General features: G+C 73.8%; 15 protein-coding genes. 5 read left to right on the plus strand and 10 right to left on the minus strand.

Translation table 11 applies throughout. The annotated features are described in order from the left end of the window. Positions 1 to 15: 15 nt before the first annotated feature. From ACIBW6_RS28965 to ACIBW6_RS28990, 6 genes are read right to left on the minus strand one after another with little or no spacing between them, the layout of a single operon-like run. Positions 16 to 759 carry a DUF4310 family protein gene (locus ACIBW6_RS28965; protein ID WP_399064670.1) on the minus strand — a complete coding sequence of 248 codons (744 nt, stop codon included), beginning with the start codon at positions 757 to 759 and terminating at the stop codon, positions 16 to 18. 13 nt (positions 760 to 772) lie between these two features. Then, on the minus strand, positions 773 to 1,561 hold the full coding sequence (locus tag ACIBW6_RS28970; protein ID WP_399064672.1) for a DUF4311 domain-containing protein: 789 nt from the start codon (positions 1,559 to 1,561) through the stop codon (positions 773 to 775). A 4-nt stretch (positions 1,562 to 1,565) separates the two neighbouring features. After that, the gene (locus tag ACIBW6_RS28975; RefSeq protein ID WP_399064673.1) at positions 1,566 to 1,901 is read right to left on the minus strand and encodes a DUF4312 family protein; all 336 of its coding nucleotides are present in this window, start codon (positions 1,899 to 1,901) and stop codon (positions 1,566 to 1,568) included. Then, complete coding sequence (locus ACIBW6_RS28980) at positions 1,898 to 2,266, minus strand: SFCGS family glycine-rich protein (protein WP_356490006.1); 369 nt, start codon at positions 2,264 to 2,266, stop codon at positions 1,898 to 1,900. Before ACIBW6_RS28980 ends, ACIBW6_RS28975 begins: the two co-directional genes overlap by 4 nt. Positions 2,267 to 2,289: 23 nt before the next feature. Next, the gene (locus ACIBW6_RS28985; protein WP_399064675.1) at positions 2,290 to 2,691 is read right to left on the minus strand and encodes a hypothetical protein; all 402 of its coding nucleotides are present in this window, start codon (positions 2,689 to 2,691) and stop codon (positions 2,290 to 2,292) included. Between the two features lie 46 nt (positions 2,692 to 2,737). Further along, entirely contained in the window at positions 2,738 to 3,868 is a 1,131-nt protein-coding gene (locus tag ACIBW6_RS28990) for an amidohydrolase/deacetylase family metallohydrolase (RefSeq protein ID WP_399064678.1), read from the minus strand. Between the two features lie 190 nt (positions 3,869 to 4,058). Between ACIBW6_RS28990 and ACIBW6_RS28995 the strand changes: the two genes are divergently transcribed. Next, the gene (locus tag ACIBW6_RS28995) at positions 4,059 to 4,805 is read left to right on the plus strand and encodes an IclR family transcriptional regulator (RefSeq protein ID WP_399064681.1); all 747 of its coding nucleotides are present in this window, start codon (positions 4,059 to 4,061) and stop codon (positions 4,803 to 4,805) included. A 72-nt stretch (positions 4,806 to 4,877) separates the two neighbouring features. On the opposite strand, the gene ACIBW6_RS29000 is transcribed toward ACIBW6_RS28995, so the two are convergent. After that, positions 4,878 to 5,078, minus strand: coding sequence for a hypothetical protein (locus ACIBW6_RS29000; RefSeq protein ID WP_399064683.1), 201 nt, complete (start codon positions 5,076 to 5,078; stop codon positions 4,878 to 4,880). Positions 5,079 to 5,181: 103 nt separating this feature from the next. On the opposite strand from ACIBW6_RS29000, the gene ACIBW6_RS29005 reads away from it, so the two are divergent. After that, positions 5,182 to 5,658 carry a peroxiredoxin gene (locus ACIBW6_RS29005; RefSeq protein ID WP_399064685.1) on the plus strand — a complete coding sequence of 159 codons (477 nt, stop codon included), beginning with the start codon at positions 5,182 to 5,184 and terminating at the stop codon, positions 5,656 to 5,658. Between the two features lie 22 nt (positions 5,659 to 5,680). Here the strand turns inward: ACIBW6_RS29005 and ACIBW6_RS29010 are convergent, their stop codons facing one another. The 3 genes from ACIBW6_RS29010 to ACIBW6_RS29020 are packed head-to-tail and all read right to left on the minus strand — an operon-like array spanning position 5,681 to position 9,594. Beyond that, the gene (locus tag ACIBW6_RS29010) at positions 5,681 to 7,747 is read right to left on the minus strand and encodes an iron ABC transporter permease (protein WP_399064686.1); all 2,067 of its coding nucleotides are present in this window, start codon (positions 7,745 to 7,747) and stop codon (positions 5,681 to 5,683) included. Between the two features lie 6 nt (positions 7,748 to 7,753). After that, positions 7,754 to 8,728 carry an ABC transporter substrate-binding protein gene (locus tag ACIBW6_RS29015; protein ID WP_399064688.1) on the minus strand — a complete coding sequence of 325 codons (975 nt, stop codon included), beginning with the start codon at positions 8,726 to 8,728 and terminating at the stop codon, positions 7,754 to 7,756. Beyond that, positions 8,725 to 9,594, minus strand: a complete 870-nt coding sequence (locus tag ACIBW6_RS29020) for an ABC transporter ATP-binding protein (RefSeq protein ID WP_399064690.1) — start codon at positions 9,592 to 9,594, stop codon at positions 8,725 to 8,727. Before ACIBW6_RS29020 ends, ACIBW6_RS29015 begins: the two co-directional genes overlap by 4 nt. A 444-nt stretch (positions 9,595 to 10,038) precedes the next feature. Here ACIBW6_RS29020 and ACIBW6_RS29025 point away from each other — a divergent pair, with 444 nt between their 5' ends. The 3 genes from ACIBW6_RS29025 (at position 10,039) to ACIBW6_RS29035 (ending at position 12,990) form a co-directional block, all read left to right on the plus strand. Then, positions 10,039 to 11,682, plus strand: coding sequence for an ABC-F family ATP-binding cassette domain-containing protein (locus tag ACIBW6_RS29025; protein WP_399064692.1), 1,644 nt, complete (start codon positions 10,039 to 10,041; stop codon positions 11,680 to 11,682). Positions 11,683 to 11,919: 237 nt separating this feature from the next. After that, positions 11,920 to 12,327, plus strand: coding sequence for a hypothetical protein (locus ACIBW6_RS29030; protein ID WP_399064694.1), 408 nt, complete (start codon positions 11,920 to 11,922; stop codon positions 12,325 to 12,327). Positions 12,328 to 12,411: 84 nt separating this feature from the next. Continuing rightward, the gene (locus ACIBW6_RS29035; RefSeq protein WP_399064696.1) at positions 12,412 to 12,990 is read left to right on the plus strand and encodes a carbonic anhydrase; all 579 of its coding nucleotides are present in this window, start codon (positions 12,412 to 12,414) and stop codon (positions 12,988 to 12,990) included. Positions 12,991 to 12,997 lie beyond the last annotated feature (7 nt).

The following is a 12,997-nucleotide window of genomic DNA, read 5'->3' on the forward strand; positions in this document are numbered from 1 at the left end:
GGGGTGCGGGGGCGCTCACTTGCCGGGGATGGGGAAGAAGAACCCGGCGACCATGGCGCCGATGATGGCGCCGCCGGTCAGCGGCTTCTTCCACGCGTAGAACAGGGCGGCGCCGATGGTGGAGCCGAGACCGACCGGGAGTGACGCGGTGGCGGCGGAGATGATGACGAGCGGGCCGAGGTAGCGTCCGGCGGAGTTCCCGGCGCCCATCATCACGTCGGCGCCGAACGTGGAGGTGCCGCCCGTGGAGTTCACCGTGGCGCGCCGGATGACGAGGATGGCGATGCCGATGAGCGCGCCGAGCAGGGCGCCCACGGGGATGGCGAGCCAGAAGTGCTGGAGCGGCGCGGTGAATCCGGCGGCGAGCAGCATGGCGGGGATGCCGATGCCGACGCCGGTCTGCAGGGAGCCGCCGATGTCGAGGATGCCGACCATGGGGCCCTCGATGATGCGGGCGAACAGGAAGCCCGCGCCGAAGGCGGCGGCGGCCCCGTAACTGCCGCCCTCCATACCGGCCTTGAGCATGGAGGCGACGGCGACCTCGTTGAACACGCCGGTGTCGTAGACGAAGTAGAGGTGGGTGCCGGTGAAGATGCCGGCGGCCAGGCACGCCACGAAGACGGGGAAGGCCCATTCGGAGAGCCAGAAGCTGCCCTCGCCGGGCACCTTGGTGAGGAAGCCGCCCGTGGCGGGGGCGGCGCCCGCGCCCTGTTCGGGTATGCCGCCCGCGGCGGGCACGGTCGTCGATGAGTCGGTCATGTCGCTGCCTGCCTCACTGGGGCTTGGTGCCGGTGGCGTCGTGGAACTGCAGGAGCCAGTGCGGGACGTCGACCTTCATCTGCTCCAGCAGGGTGAGGTCGGTGCCGCGCAGGAAGGTGCTGGCCGCGAAGAGCACGACCACCGCGCCGGCCAGGGACTTGGTGACCTTGGTCCAGCCGAGGTCGTCGACGCCCTTGCCGATGACGATGCCAAGCACGATGCCGGGTACGGCGTTGCCCATGACGAGGTGGCCGAGGCCGCCGAGGACGGTGCCCCAGGCTCCGGTGCGCCGGCCCGCGTCGACGGCGGCCATCCAGAAGATGATCGGCATGACGGGGTTGATCAGCCACTCGGAGGCGGGCCCGAGCACCTTGGCGGCGACGTCCTGGAGGGAGTGCGGGATGGAGGCGGCCGTCGTGTTGAGCAGCGTGATCAGGAGCATGCCGACGACGGTGCCGGTGAGCGCCATCCGGCGCGGGTTGTGCAGGGTCTGCGCGAGGTCGCGGTTCTTGACCATAGCGGCGGACGCGGTCCAGTGCGGCACGATGCGGTGGTCCACGTCGCCGGTGAGGGCGCCGGTGCCGACCGCGGTCGACCAGGCGTTGAAGAGGAAGCCGAGGCCGAAGGAGAAGTGGGCGACGGGGTCGTTCTGGCAGGCGTTGAGTTCGCCGAGGGTGCGGAAGGCGCCCATGCCCTGGACCTTGGGGGCGTGGAACATCCGGGCCACGCCCGCGCTCGCGCCGAAGCCGATCAGGCCGCCGATGACGAGGGATTCCAGGAGGACGGTGAGGGTGTGGTTCATCGGGTCACCTCATGCGCAGTGCGTGCTGGAGCGGCGAGAGCCGTTCCTCGCGCACCGTGAAGTCGAGGGCGTCCAGGTCGAGCGAGGCCACCTGGACCTCGATGCGCAGCGTGATCTCGTAGCGCTGGCGGGTGCGGGGGAAGAACAGGCCGAGGAACCGTTCGGTCCAGCGGTGTTCGACCGCGGAGACGACGTCGAGTTCGAGGGGTTCGACGCGGAAGGAGACGCCGTCGGTGCGCTTGCCGACGGCCGCCTGCACCTGGCCGATGGCGGTGGCGAACGCCTTCTCCCGGGTGGGGCCCGAGCCGCTGAGCCGCAGGGTGTGCCGCTCCTGCTTCACGAGGCCTCCTTGCCCAGCTTCTTCAGCAGCGCCTCGGTGACCTTGAAGCCGAGCTCCTCGCTGTCGAGGAAGCCGAAGCCGAGGACGGTGCGGCCCTGTTCGACGGCGGTCACCCCGGCCTGGGCCGAGCGCATCCCGAACTCGATCTCGTGGCCGTACTTGGCCTTGGCGGTGACGGCGCCCGCGCCGCCGCTGCCGCAGAAGGAGATGCCGAGGTCGGCTCCTTCGGCGGCCATCACGTCGCCCACCTTCATGTCGGCGCCGGGTCCGGGGATGAGGACCGGCTCACCGCCCGCGGCGCGGATGCCGTCGGCGACCGCCTGGCCCTTGCCGAGCCGGTGTCCGATCACGATCTTGACTGTCATGGCGGTGCTCCCTGAGGGGTCGGTCATGCCTGCGCGGTGGGCTGGTGCTGGTGCTGGAGCTGTGCCGCCGCCTCGAAGTGCAGGGCGAGCAGCAGGACTTCGGTGTCCCGGGCGGGGAAGTCGCGCGGGGCGCAGTAGGTGTCGAGGAGGGCGCGGACCGCGGCCATCCGGCCGGGGGCCACTTCGGCGGCCAGCTGGTCGTCGAGCGCGTCGAGGTGTTCGGCGTCGCGGACCCGGCGGACGAAGGCGAGCGCGTGCACGGCGAGGGCGAGGGACCGCGTCTCGTCGAAGACGATGCCGCTGGTCCCCGCGTAGGCCTGGGCGAGCGGGAGGAACGCCGTCAGGTCCGCCCGGTCCTCGTCGGTGACGGGGCGGGCGGTGTCCTGGACGGTCCGTGCCAGGCGCTCGATCAGGGGGGTGGTCATGCGCGGGCCTTTCGGGGGTTCGGTTCGGTGGGGCGCACGCGGGAGGTCACGGGACCGGCAGGCTCCGCGGGGTTCCGGCGCGGACGACGGCGACGGCCGTCAGCCGGCCGGCGGCGGTGCGGGTGGCGCCGTCGGCGTCGGTCAGCGTCGTGGCCTCCTGCGTGTGGCGCAGCAGGGTGAGGTCGGCCGCCGATCCCGGTCGCAGCGTGCCCAGTTCGTCCTCCATGCGCAGGACCTGGGCGGCGTGCAGGGTCGAGCAGCGGATCACCTGCTGCGGGGTGAGGCCGAGCGCGAGCAGTTTGGTGAGGGTCGTGACGAGGGAGTGCACGGGCCCCTCGACGTTGCGGTTGTGCAGGTCGGTGCTGATGGTGTGCGGGGTGAAGCCGGCGGCGAGGGCCCGCTCGGCGGTGGCGAAGCTGAGGCTGGCGCTGCCGTGGCCCACGTCGAGGCGCACGCCGCGCTCCACGGCGGAGCGTGCCTGGCGCTCGCTGCCGAACAGTCCGCCGGGTTTGCCGTGGAAGGCGTGGGTGACGACGTCGCCCTCGCCCAACAGGTCGAGCACGTCGCCCAGGCGCGGGGGTTCGTTGCCGACGTGCACCATGACCGGTACGCCGGCCCGGCCGGCCACGCGCTTGGCGGCCCGAAGCGGGGCGAGGCCGCTGTCGCCGAGGACCGAGGCGCTCATCCGCACCTTGATGCCGCGGGCCTGCCCCGGGTGCTCCCGCAGCACCTTCTCGGTGGCCGCCTCGTCGATGTCGTCGGGGCCGCGGGAGAGCTCCCGGCGGCCGTGGACGAGGCCGTGGCGGGAGATGTTGAGCCAGTTCAGGACGCGGGTGGCGGCCGGGCCGACAACGTTTTCCGTGAAGTCGTCGAAGGCGTCGCTGCCGCAGCTGCCCGCGTCGACCACGGTGGTGACGCCCTGGTGGACGCCGACCGCGTCCGCGCCGACGCCGAGGTCGGTGCCCGGGTCGTAGACGTGGGTGTGCAGGTCGATGAGGCCGGGCGCGACGAGCAGTCCGGTCGCGTCCAGGCGGTCCGCGCCGGCGAGGGCCCCGGGGGCGCCGACCGCGGCGATCCGGCCGTCGCGCACGGCGAGGTCGCCCGGGACGGGCTCCGGCCGCAGCGGGTCGGCCAGCAGCCCGCCGGTGACCACGAGATCGAATCGTTGCGGGCTCACGGAGGAAGATCCGTGTACAGCCATGGACGGCCGCCTTTCCCGAGCGTGAGAGTGGTGCGGATGAAGCGGCCCGTGTCCTGGGCGGCCGGATCCGCACCAGGAGGCGCCCCCGACCGCGTTCCGTAGAGTAGAATGGCGTTCCGCCGTACGGACCGATTGGCAACATAGCCCGCTTCTCCTCGGAGGGTCAATGGAACCGAGCAAGCCCGCGAATTCCGTCGCCAAGGCGCTACGGGTGCTCCACGCGGTGGCCCGCGCCGACGGGCCGCACCGGCTGGGCGACATCGCGGAACGCTCCGGCGTCTCCAAGGCCTCCACCCACCGGGTGTTGGCCACCCTGGTCGAGGAGGGCTACGCCGCTCCGGACGGCGAGGGACGTTACGGATGCGGCGTACAACTGCGCGCGCTGGCCGCCCAGGTCCTGGCCGACGACGCGGTCGGCATCGACGCCGTCCTGCGCGCCCTGCAGCAGCGGCTCGGGCAGGCCGTCCACCTGGCCGTGCTCAGCGGGGACCACGCGACGTACACGCACAAGGTCGACCCGGGGCACGCGTACCGCATCGCCACCGATGTCGGCGCCCCGCTCCCGCTGCACGCCACCGCGGCGGGCAAGGCCCTGCTGGCCCATCTCCCGGCCGGGGAGGCGGCGGACATCCTGAGCCGCACCGGGCTGCCGGCGCGGACACCCCGTACGCACACCGACCGGTCCGCCCTCATGACGGAACTCGCCGCGATCCGCGAGGCGGGGTACGCCACCGACTACGAGGAGGCGGACGCGTCCATCTGCTCGCTGGCGGCGCCGGTGCTGGACGCCGACGGCACCGCGGTCGGCGCCGTCTCGGTCTCCTCCCTCACCTTCCTCGTCACGGAGGTGCAGCTGGCGGCGTTCGCGCCCGCGGTGATGCAGGCGGCCCAGGACGTCTCACGCCGGCTGTGACCCGCGCCGGACCGCCCGCGCGAAGGGGGCACGGCCTGCCCGGAAGGCGCCGCGGGAGGTGGCGGCGCACGGTCATCCGTCGTCCGTGCCGGGCAGCCGGGTGTCCCCGTCGGACCAGTGGTTGATCCAGCCGCAGGAACCGCAGGCGTAGCGGCCGTTGATGCCCGCGACGACCGTGCCGCAGCCCCCGCACTGCTTCTCGGTGACCTGCTGCCCGGCCAGGAACTGCGCGGCTGCCGCCGCCGTCTGAACGTTCTGATCATGCGAGTTCATGGCCCGCCCCTACCCAGGGGAACGCTCCGCCAACAAGGCTCTACCGCCGAGTAGGATCACGCGTGTCCTGTTCCGCTCCGCCCAGCGTCGCCGGGAGCCCACCGTGTCCGCGTCCCCCCGTGTCCAAGTCGGCTCCCTCGTGGCGGACTTCACCCTGCCCGACGAGACGGGTACGCCGACGACGCTCTCCGTCCTGCTCGCCGAGGGGCCGGTGGTGCTGTTCTTCTACCCGGCCGCGCTGACGCCCGGCTGCACCGCGCAGGCCTGCCACTTCCGGGACCTGGCGGCGGAGTTCGCGGCCGTCGGCGCCCGGCCGGTGGGGATCAGCGCGGACGGCGTGGAGCGGCAGCAGGAGTTCGCCGGGCGGCACAGCCTCGGTTTCCCGCTGCTGTCGGACCCGGAGGGCGAGGTGCGCGGCCGGTTCGGCGTGGCCCGCGGATTCGGGCCGCTGCCCACCAAGCGGGCCACCTTCGTCATCGGCACCGACCGCCGCGTCCGCACGGTCGTGCGCAGCGAGTTCCGGATGAACACGCACGCGGACCGGGCGCTGGCGGCGCTGCGCGCGACCGGCGCCCGGTGAGGCCCCTCCTGGGACGCCGGCCTCAGCGCCGGCTGCGGACCATCAGATACACGAAGTAGGGCGTGCCGACGACGGCCGTCATCAGCCCCGCGCCGAGCTGCGCCGGCGCGATGACGGTACGGCCGAGCAGATCCGAGCCGCAGACCAGGATCGCCCCGAGCAGCATCGCGGCCGGGACGACCCGCACGTGCCGGCGGCCCACGAGGGCGCGGGCCGCGTGCGGCGCGACGAGCCCCACGAAGCCGATCGTGCCGGCGGCGGCCACGGCCGTGGCGCTCAGCGCGACGCTCAGTACGAGGAACCCGAACCGGGCGCGCCCGAGGTCGAGGCCGAGCAGCCGCGGGGTGTCCTCGTCGAGGGAGACCAGATCGAGTTCCCGGCGCCGGGCGACGGTCACGACGGTGGCGATCGCCAGGACGCCGGCGACGGGCAGGACATCGGGGAAGTCGCGCCCGTACGTCGAGCCCGACAGCCAGGTCAGGGCCTTGGTGGCGCTGAACCGGTCGGTGAGCACGATCAGCAGGCTGATCAGCGCCGTCGTCCCGGTGGCGACGCCGATGCCGATCAGGACGAGCCTGCTCTGCTGGAAACCGCCCTTGGCCGCGAGCCCGAAGACGAGGGCGGAGCTGAGCGCGGCACCCACCAGCGCCGCGCCCGCGATGCCCCAGCTGCCGGCGCCGGGGGCGCTGGTGACGAGCGCGACGGCGCCGAGCGCGGCGCCGCCCGAGACGCCGAGGACACCCGGTTCGGCCAGCGGATTGCGGGTCACGGACTGCACGAGCGTGCCGGAGAGGGCGAGGGCGGCGCCCGCGGCCAGGGCGGCGCACACCCGCGGCACCCGGGTGTCGAGCACGAAGCTGACGGCCTGTCCGGCGCGCCCGCTCGCCCAGTTGGCCACGTCGCCCAGGAGCAGCGTGCTGTCGCCCACCAGCACGGCGGCGATCACCGCGCCGGCCAGCACGACGGCGAGGGCGACGAGGGTGACGGTGAACGCGGCGCGACTCGGGATGCGCAGCCGCTCCGGCGCGGCGGCGGCGTCGCCGTCACGCATCCGCACCGCCATGACGACGAGGAAGACCGCGCCGATGACGCTGGTGACCACGCCCGTGGGGACGGTCACCGCCGTCTCGGCGGAGGTCAGCGACCGCAGCAGGACGTCGGCGCCGAGCACGAGGGCGGCGCCGAGCAGTCCGGCGGCGGGGACGCGCAGGCGGTGCCGGACGAGGGGCCGCACCCGGCGGGCGAGCAGCCGGACCAGGGCGGGGGCGCAGAGACCGACGAACCCGATGGGGCCCGCGAGGGTCACCGCCGCCGCGGAGAGCAGCGCGGCGAGGACGACCGTGGTGACCCGGGTGCCGCGGACCGGGACGCCCAGGCCGCGCGCCGCCTCGTCGCCGAGGGTCAGGGCGTCGATCCGGCGGGCGAGGAGCACGACGCCGACGAGGGCGGTGAGGACGACGGGGCCCATGCGGACGACGCCGTCGAAGCCGTTCTGGCTGATGCTGCCCTGCGCCCACTGGTAGAGGCCGTCGGTGGACTCCGGGAACAGGAGCAGCAGCGCCTCGGCGACGGCGTTGAGCCCCAGGGTCAGCGCGCTTCCCGCGAGGACGAGGCGCACGGTGCCGGCGCCGCGCCCCGCGAGGGTGAGGACGACGGCGGCGGCGGCGAGGGCGCCGAGGAACGCCACCGTCGACGAGGCCAGCAGCGGCAGGCTCACGCCGCTGACGGTGAGCACCCCGAGGGCGAGGTACGAACCGGCGTTGACGGCAAGGGTGTCGGGGGCGGCCAGCACATTGCGGCTGACCGCCTGGAGGACGGCGCCGGCCGCGCCGAGGGCGACGCCGACCAGGATGCCGGCGCACATGCGCGGCAGCCGGGAGGCGACGACCACGGAGGCGTCGCCCGGTTCCGCCCGGCCGGTGAGGGCCTTGTAGACCTGGCTCGCGCCGACGGACGCGGTGCCCTGGGTGATGTCGACGACGGCGAGCGCGACGACGAGGAGGACGAGCCCGACCGTCACCGCGACCGCGCCCGACGGGGACGGGGCCGTGCGCTCGGGCGTGGCGACGGGGGGAGCGGTGACGGTCATGGCGGGCTACTTCGTGAGCGTGGCGAGGACGGCGTCGATGTACTTCTCCATCGACTTCGGTCCGCCGAACATCCAGATGCCGTCGTCGAGGCGGTGCACGTCGCCGGCCTTGACGAACGGCAGCGACTTCCAGACGGAGTTGTCCGCGAGGTCCTTGGTGAAGACGTCGGTCTCGGACTTGTTGCCGATGTAGACGAACTGCACGTCGTCACCGAGTCCGGTGAGCCCTTCCACGTCGGTGGTGGCGAGGCCGTAGTCCTTGTCGCCCTTGAGCTTCCAGGCGTTCTTCAGGCCGAGGGCCTCGTTGACGGTGCCGACCTGGGACCCGCTGGTGTAGCCGCGCACGGACACCTGGTTGGAGGCGGAGTAGCCGTCGGCGAAGGCGATCCTCGCGCCGTCGAGCCCGGCCTGCTCCAGCTCCTTGCGGCCCGCGGCGACCTTGGCCTCGAAGGAGGCCTTGGCGGTCTTCGCCTCGTCCTCGGTGCCGGTGGCCTCGGCGATGACGTCGAGCGTGTCGTTCATCTGGCCGATCTGGTCCGTGCCGTCGGCGGCCTTGACCTGGAGGACCGGGGCGATCTTCTTCATCTGCTTGATCGCGGAGGCCGACAGGTCGGTCGTGGCGACGATGAGGTCGGGGGTGAGCCCGGCGATCGTGTCCATGCTGGGCTCGCCGCGGGTGCCGATGTCCTTGGGCGCGTTCGTCAGCGGGGCCGCGGTGTCCCAGGCCGTGTAGCCCTTGACGTCGGCGACGCCGACGGGGTCGACGCCGAGGGTGACGAGGGACTCCACGACGTTCCACTCGGTGCCGACGACCTTGGTGGCCGGGTGGTCGAGGGTGACGCGGGCGCCCTTGGCGTCGGTGACGGTGATCTTCCCGGACTTCCCGTCGGCGGAGTCCTTGGCCGGCTCGGAGGTGCCGCAGCCGGTCAGGACGAGGGCCGCGGCGGTGCCGGCGGCCGCGGTGATGAGGAGGCTTCTCATGGCGTGCTGTGGAGCCTTTCGCTTCTGCTGTGGTGACGGCCTATCGCGCGTGTGCGCAGCCGGCCGGTGAGGGGGTCGGTGTCGACGTCGATGCGGATGCCGTACGTCTCGGACAGACGCTCCGGCCGCAGGACGTCCTCGGGGGAGCCGTCGGCGACGATGCGCCCCGCGCTGAGCAGCGCGATGCGGTCGGCGACGGCGGCCGCCTGGTCGAGGTCGTGCAGGACGACGCCGACCGCGATGCCGTCGTCGGCGAGGTCCCGCATGAGGTCGAGGAGTTCGACCTGGTAGCGCAGGTCGAGGTAGGTCGTGGGCTCGTCCAGCAGGAGCACGCCGGTCTGCTGGGCGAGGCAGCCCGCCAGCCAGACGCGCTGCAGCTGTCCGCCGGAGAGCTGGTCGACCCCGCGCCCGGCCAGCTCCGCGACGCCGGTCAGCGCGAGCACGTGGTCGACGACGGCGGCGCCGTCGGGGTCGGGGCGGCCGAAGCGGCCGCGGTGGGGATAGCGGCCGAACTCCACCACGTCCCGCACGGTCAGCCCGGCGGGCGTGGGCCTCCCCTGTGTCAACAGGGCGACGCGGCGCGCGAACTGGCGGGCCGTGAGGCCGAACCCGTCGGCGGCGTCGGCCGTCCCGGGGTCGAGCGTCAGGGTGCCCGTCCGCGCGCCCTGGAGCCGGGCGATGGTACGCAGCAAGGTCGACTTGCCGCTGCCGTTGGGGCCGACCAGGGCGGTCACTTCGCCGGGCCGCAGGACGAGGGCGGCGTCGTGCACGACGTCGACGCCGTCGTACTCGACGGTCACCTGCGCGGCCGACAGCTCATGACCGCGCGGACTTGGGGCGCTGCCTGCGCGTTCACCAGTTCTCACGGCCCGAAGGTTAGCCTAACCTAATCTGGCGCGAAACCACCCCCCACCAGCGATGTCCCTGACCGTGCTCCCGAGCGTCGGGACCCGAGCCCCGACCGGTGACGCGCCCCGGGGTCCTCCTCAGGCAACCCACCCCGGCCGGGTGGTAGCGTTTTCGGACTTTCCAGGTGAGCCGAGGAGCCGAACATGGCGGGTGACGACGACATCTCCGGGTGAGACCCGGACCTGACAGGCCATTGGCCGATGCCACGGAGCATCGAACGCCCATGGCCTTTCTGTCGTCCCTGTCGCCCCTGTCGTCCCCCTCCCGCGGCCGGCCGCTGTCCGCCCGCCTCTCACCTGAGGACTCACCCGTGCCCCACACACCTGTCGTTCCCGCGACCCCGCCCCTCCCCCGGCAGGACGGCGCCGCCGCACCGCGCCTCGCCGAAGGGACGGGCGCCGATGTCTGAGCCGGCCCTCCTCGCCCGCGACCTCGTCCGGACCCTGGGCGCCCGGCGCGTTCTGGACGGCGTCTCCCTCACCGCCTCCCCCGGCCACCGCATCGGGCTCATCGGCGAGAACGGTGTCGGCAAATCGACTCTGCTGCGCGTCCTCGCCGGGGTGGACACCCCTGACGCGGGCAGCGTCGAGCGCCCCCGCGACCTCGGCTTCCTGCACCAGGAGATGCCCTACGACGCCGACCGGACCCTCACCGACGTCCTGGACGACGCGCTGCGCGAGGCCCGGGAGGACCTCACCGAACTGGAGCGCCTGGGCGAGGTGCTGGCCACCACCCCCGAAGACGACGCCATGTACGGGGAGTTGCTCGACGCGTACGGCCGGCGGCTGGAGAGCGCCCAGGCGCGCGAGGTGTGGGACGCGGACCGGCGGGCCTCGCTCGTGCTGGCCGGGCTCGGTCTCGACGCCCTCGCGCACACCCGCACCCTGCGCTCCCTGTCCGGCGGACAGCGCGGCCGGCTCGCACTGGCGGCGCTCCTCGTCCGCCGCCCCTCGGCGCTGCTCCTGGACGAGCCCACCAACCACCTCGACGACGACGCCGCGGTCTTCCTGGAGGGGCAACTGCGCGCGCTGCCCGGCGCCGTGGTGCTGGCCAGCCACGACCGGGCCTTCCTCGACGCCGTCTGCACGGACCTGATCGACCTCGACCCGGCCGTCGGGGGACCGGTGCGCCACGGCGGCGACTACAGCTCCTACCTGGCGCGGCGCCGGGCCGCGCGCGAGCGGTGGGAGCGGCGGTACGCCGAGGAGCAGCAGGAGATCGCCGAGCTGCGGACGGCCGCCGGGGTGAGCGCGCACCGCGTCGCCCCCGACCGGGGCCCGCGCGACAGCGAGAAGATGGGGTACGGCGTCCGGGCGAACCGGGTGCAGAGCCAGATCTCCCGCCGGGTGCGCAACGCGACGCGGCGACTTGAGGTGCTGGAGCGCCGCCAGGTCGGCGCACCGCCGCGGCCGCTCCGGTTCCGCCCGGACGCGCTCGGCACGCGGCCCGCAGGGTCCGGCGGCCAGGACCCGGACGAGGCCCTCGTCGCGGTGCGCGACCTGCGCGTGCCGGGGCGCCTGCGGCTGCCCGGCCTGGCGGTGCCGCCCACCGACCGGCTCCTGGTCACCGGGCCCAACGGCAGCGGCAAGTCGACCCTGCTGGCCGTGCTCGCCGGCCGGCTGCCCGCCGAGGGCGAGGTGCGCCACCGGCCGGGCGTACGGGTGGGGTTGCTCGCCCAGGACTCCGTCTTCTCCCGGCCGGAGCGCTCGGTGCGCCAGACGTACGGGCGGGCGCTCGGCCCCGCCCGCGCCGAGGCGGTGCCGCTGCTCTCGCTCGGGCTGCTGGGCGCGGACGACCTGGACCGGCCGGTGGGCCGGCTCTCGGTGGGGCAGCGGCGGCGGCTCGCGCTGGCCCTGCTCGTGGCGGACCCGCCCGAGCTGCTGCTCCTGGACGAGCCGACGAACCATCTGTCCCCGCTGCTGTGCGACGAGTTGGAGGAGGCGCTGGGCGGCGGGCCCGGCGCGGTCGTCGTGGCCAGTCACGACCGGTGGCTGCGCGGGCGCTGGCCGGGCCGCGAACTGCGGCTGACCGCGGCGACGGGCTGAACCGGGGGTCCGGGCCGGGCTGGTCGCGGCGCACGTGCACGGTGCATGTGCGCCGCGCACCTGCACCGTGATCCACCGCGTCGTTCGCGCCAATCGACCGCACTTTTCACGCTTCCTCGCGGTGGAAACGCCGCGTTAACCCACCGATCACCTTTGCACAGCTAATCTTCCTCTTGACCTTCGGTTGACCAACCGTTGATCTTTCTTTGACGTAGGACGGTCCGGGAGGAGGCGCGCGTGTTCCGAGGTCGTGCCGCCCGCACCGGGCTGACCCTGCTCCTCACCGCCGTGCTGACCCTGGCACTGGCCGTCTCCGCACGCGCCTTCACTCCCGCACACACGTCCCCGACGCCGGTGCAGCTGTCCGCACCGTCGCCGTACGCACTGCCGGCGGCCGGCGAGCAGGGTCCGGTGGCCGGGCCCGGCGATCGCACCCACCCCCGAGACGCTGTCGAGGTGTTCCGCACCCGGGACCGGCACCGCGCCGCCGCGGGCGGTACGCAGCATCCCTGCCCCGCTCCCCCGGCCCCGGTCCGGCGGGCCCCGGCGCTCGTACCGCCCGGCCCGGCCGGACCGGCGCGCCCCCACCAGGGCAGAGCCGTACCGGATCTCACCGCGGCCACTCTTCAGGTCTTCCGCTGCTGACAGGCACGACCGGCCGTCCCAGGTCCCGCTCTGTCCTGTCAGCCCGACGCGCCCCCACGGCGCGCCAGGAGGAAACACCACATCATGCAGCCCCTCATCGACAACGCCCGCAGGTTCGGCCAACGCCCTGAGGAGTTCGCCCGGCTCGCCGAGGGCCAGTCCCCCCAGGTCCTGTTCATCACCTGCTCCGACTCACGGGTGGTGCCGGCCCTGATCACCGGCGCCCGCCCCGGGGAGCTCTTCGAGCTGCGCACCGCGGGCAACTTCGTGCCCGACCCCGCCGGCGGCCCCTGCGGGGAGAGCGCCACCATCGAGTACGCCGTCGAGGTGCTCGGCGTCCAGGACGTCGTCGTGTGCGGGCACTCGCACTGCGGCGCGGTCGGCGCGCTGGTGCGCGGCGACGATCTCACGGCCGTCCCCGCCGTCCGCGACTGGCTGGCGCACGCCGCCGGCCACCCCGTCGGCGGCGACCCCGCGGACCCGGCCGTCGCGGACGCCGTCCGGCTTCACGTCCTCACCCAACTGGAGCGGCTGCGCTCGTACCCGTGCGTGCAGCGGCGCCTCGCCGACGGACGGGTGCGCCTGCACGGCTGGTACTACGAGGTCCACACCGGGCGCGTGTGCGCGCACCGCCCCGGTACCGACGCGTTCGAGACCCTGTGAGCGCCAC

It is taken from the genome of Streptomyces sp. NPDC049813 (genome assembly GCF_044465085.1).
Lineage (GTDB): Bacteria > Actinomycetota > Actinomycetes > Streptomycetales > Streptomycetaceae > Streptomyces.

Coding starts and splice junctions, on each gene's coding strand:
- ACIBW6_RS28965 (WP_399064670.1), bottom strand. CDS start 759: ATGACCGACTCATCGACGACCGTGCCCGCCGCGGGCGGCATACCCGAA.
- ACIBW6_RS28970 (WP_399064672.1), bottom strand. CDS start 1,561: ATGAACCACACCCTCACCGTCCTCCTGGAATCCCTCGTCATCGGCGGC.
- ACIBW6_RS28980 (WP_356490006.1), bottom strand. CDS start 2,266: ATGACAGTCAAGATCGTGATCGGACACCGGCTCGGCAAGGGCCAGGCG.
- ACIBW6_RS28985 (WP_399064675.1), bottom strand. CDS start 2,691: ATGACCACCCCCCTGATCGAGCGCCTGGCACGGACCGTCCAGGACACC.
- ACIBW6_RS28995 (WP_399064681.1), top strand. CDS start 4,059: ATGGAACCGAGCAAGCCCGCGAATTCCGTCGCCAAGGCGCTACGGGTG.
- ACIBW6_RS29000 (WP_399064683.1), bottom strand. CDS start 5,078: ATGAACTCGCATGATCAGAACGTTCAGACGGCGGCGGCAGCCGCGCAG.
- ACIBW6_RS29010 (WP_399064686.1), bottom strand. CDS start 7,747: ATGACCGTCACCGCTCCCCCCGTCGCCACGCCCGAGCGCACGGCCCCG.
- ACIBW6_RS29015 (WP_399064688.1), bottom strand. CDS start 8,728: ATGAGAAGCCTCCTCATCACCGCGGCCGCCGGCACCGCCGCGGCCCTC.
- ACIBW6_RS29025 (WP_399064692.1), top strand. CDS start 10,039: ATGTCTGAGCCGGCCCTCCTCGCCCGCGACCTCGTCCGGACCCTGGGC.
- ACIBW6_RS29035 (WP_399064696.1), top strand. CDS start 12,412: ATGCAGCCCCTCATCGACAACGCCCGCAGGTTCGGCCAACGCCCTGAG.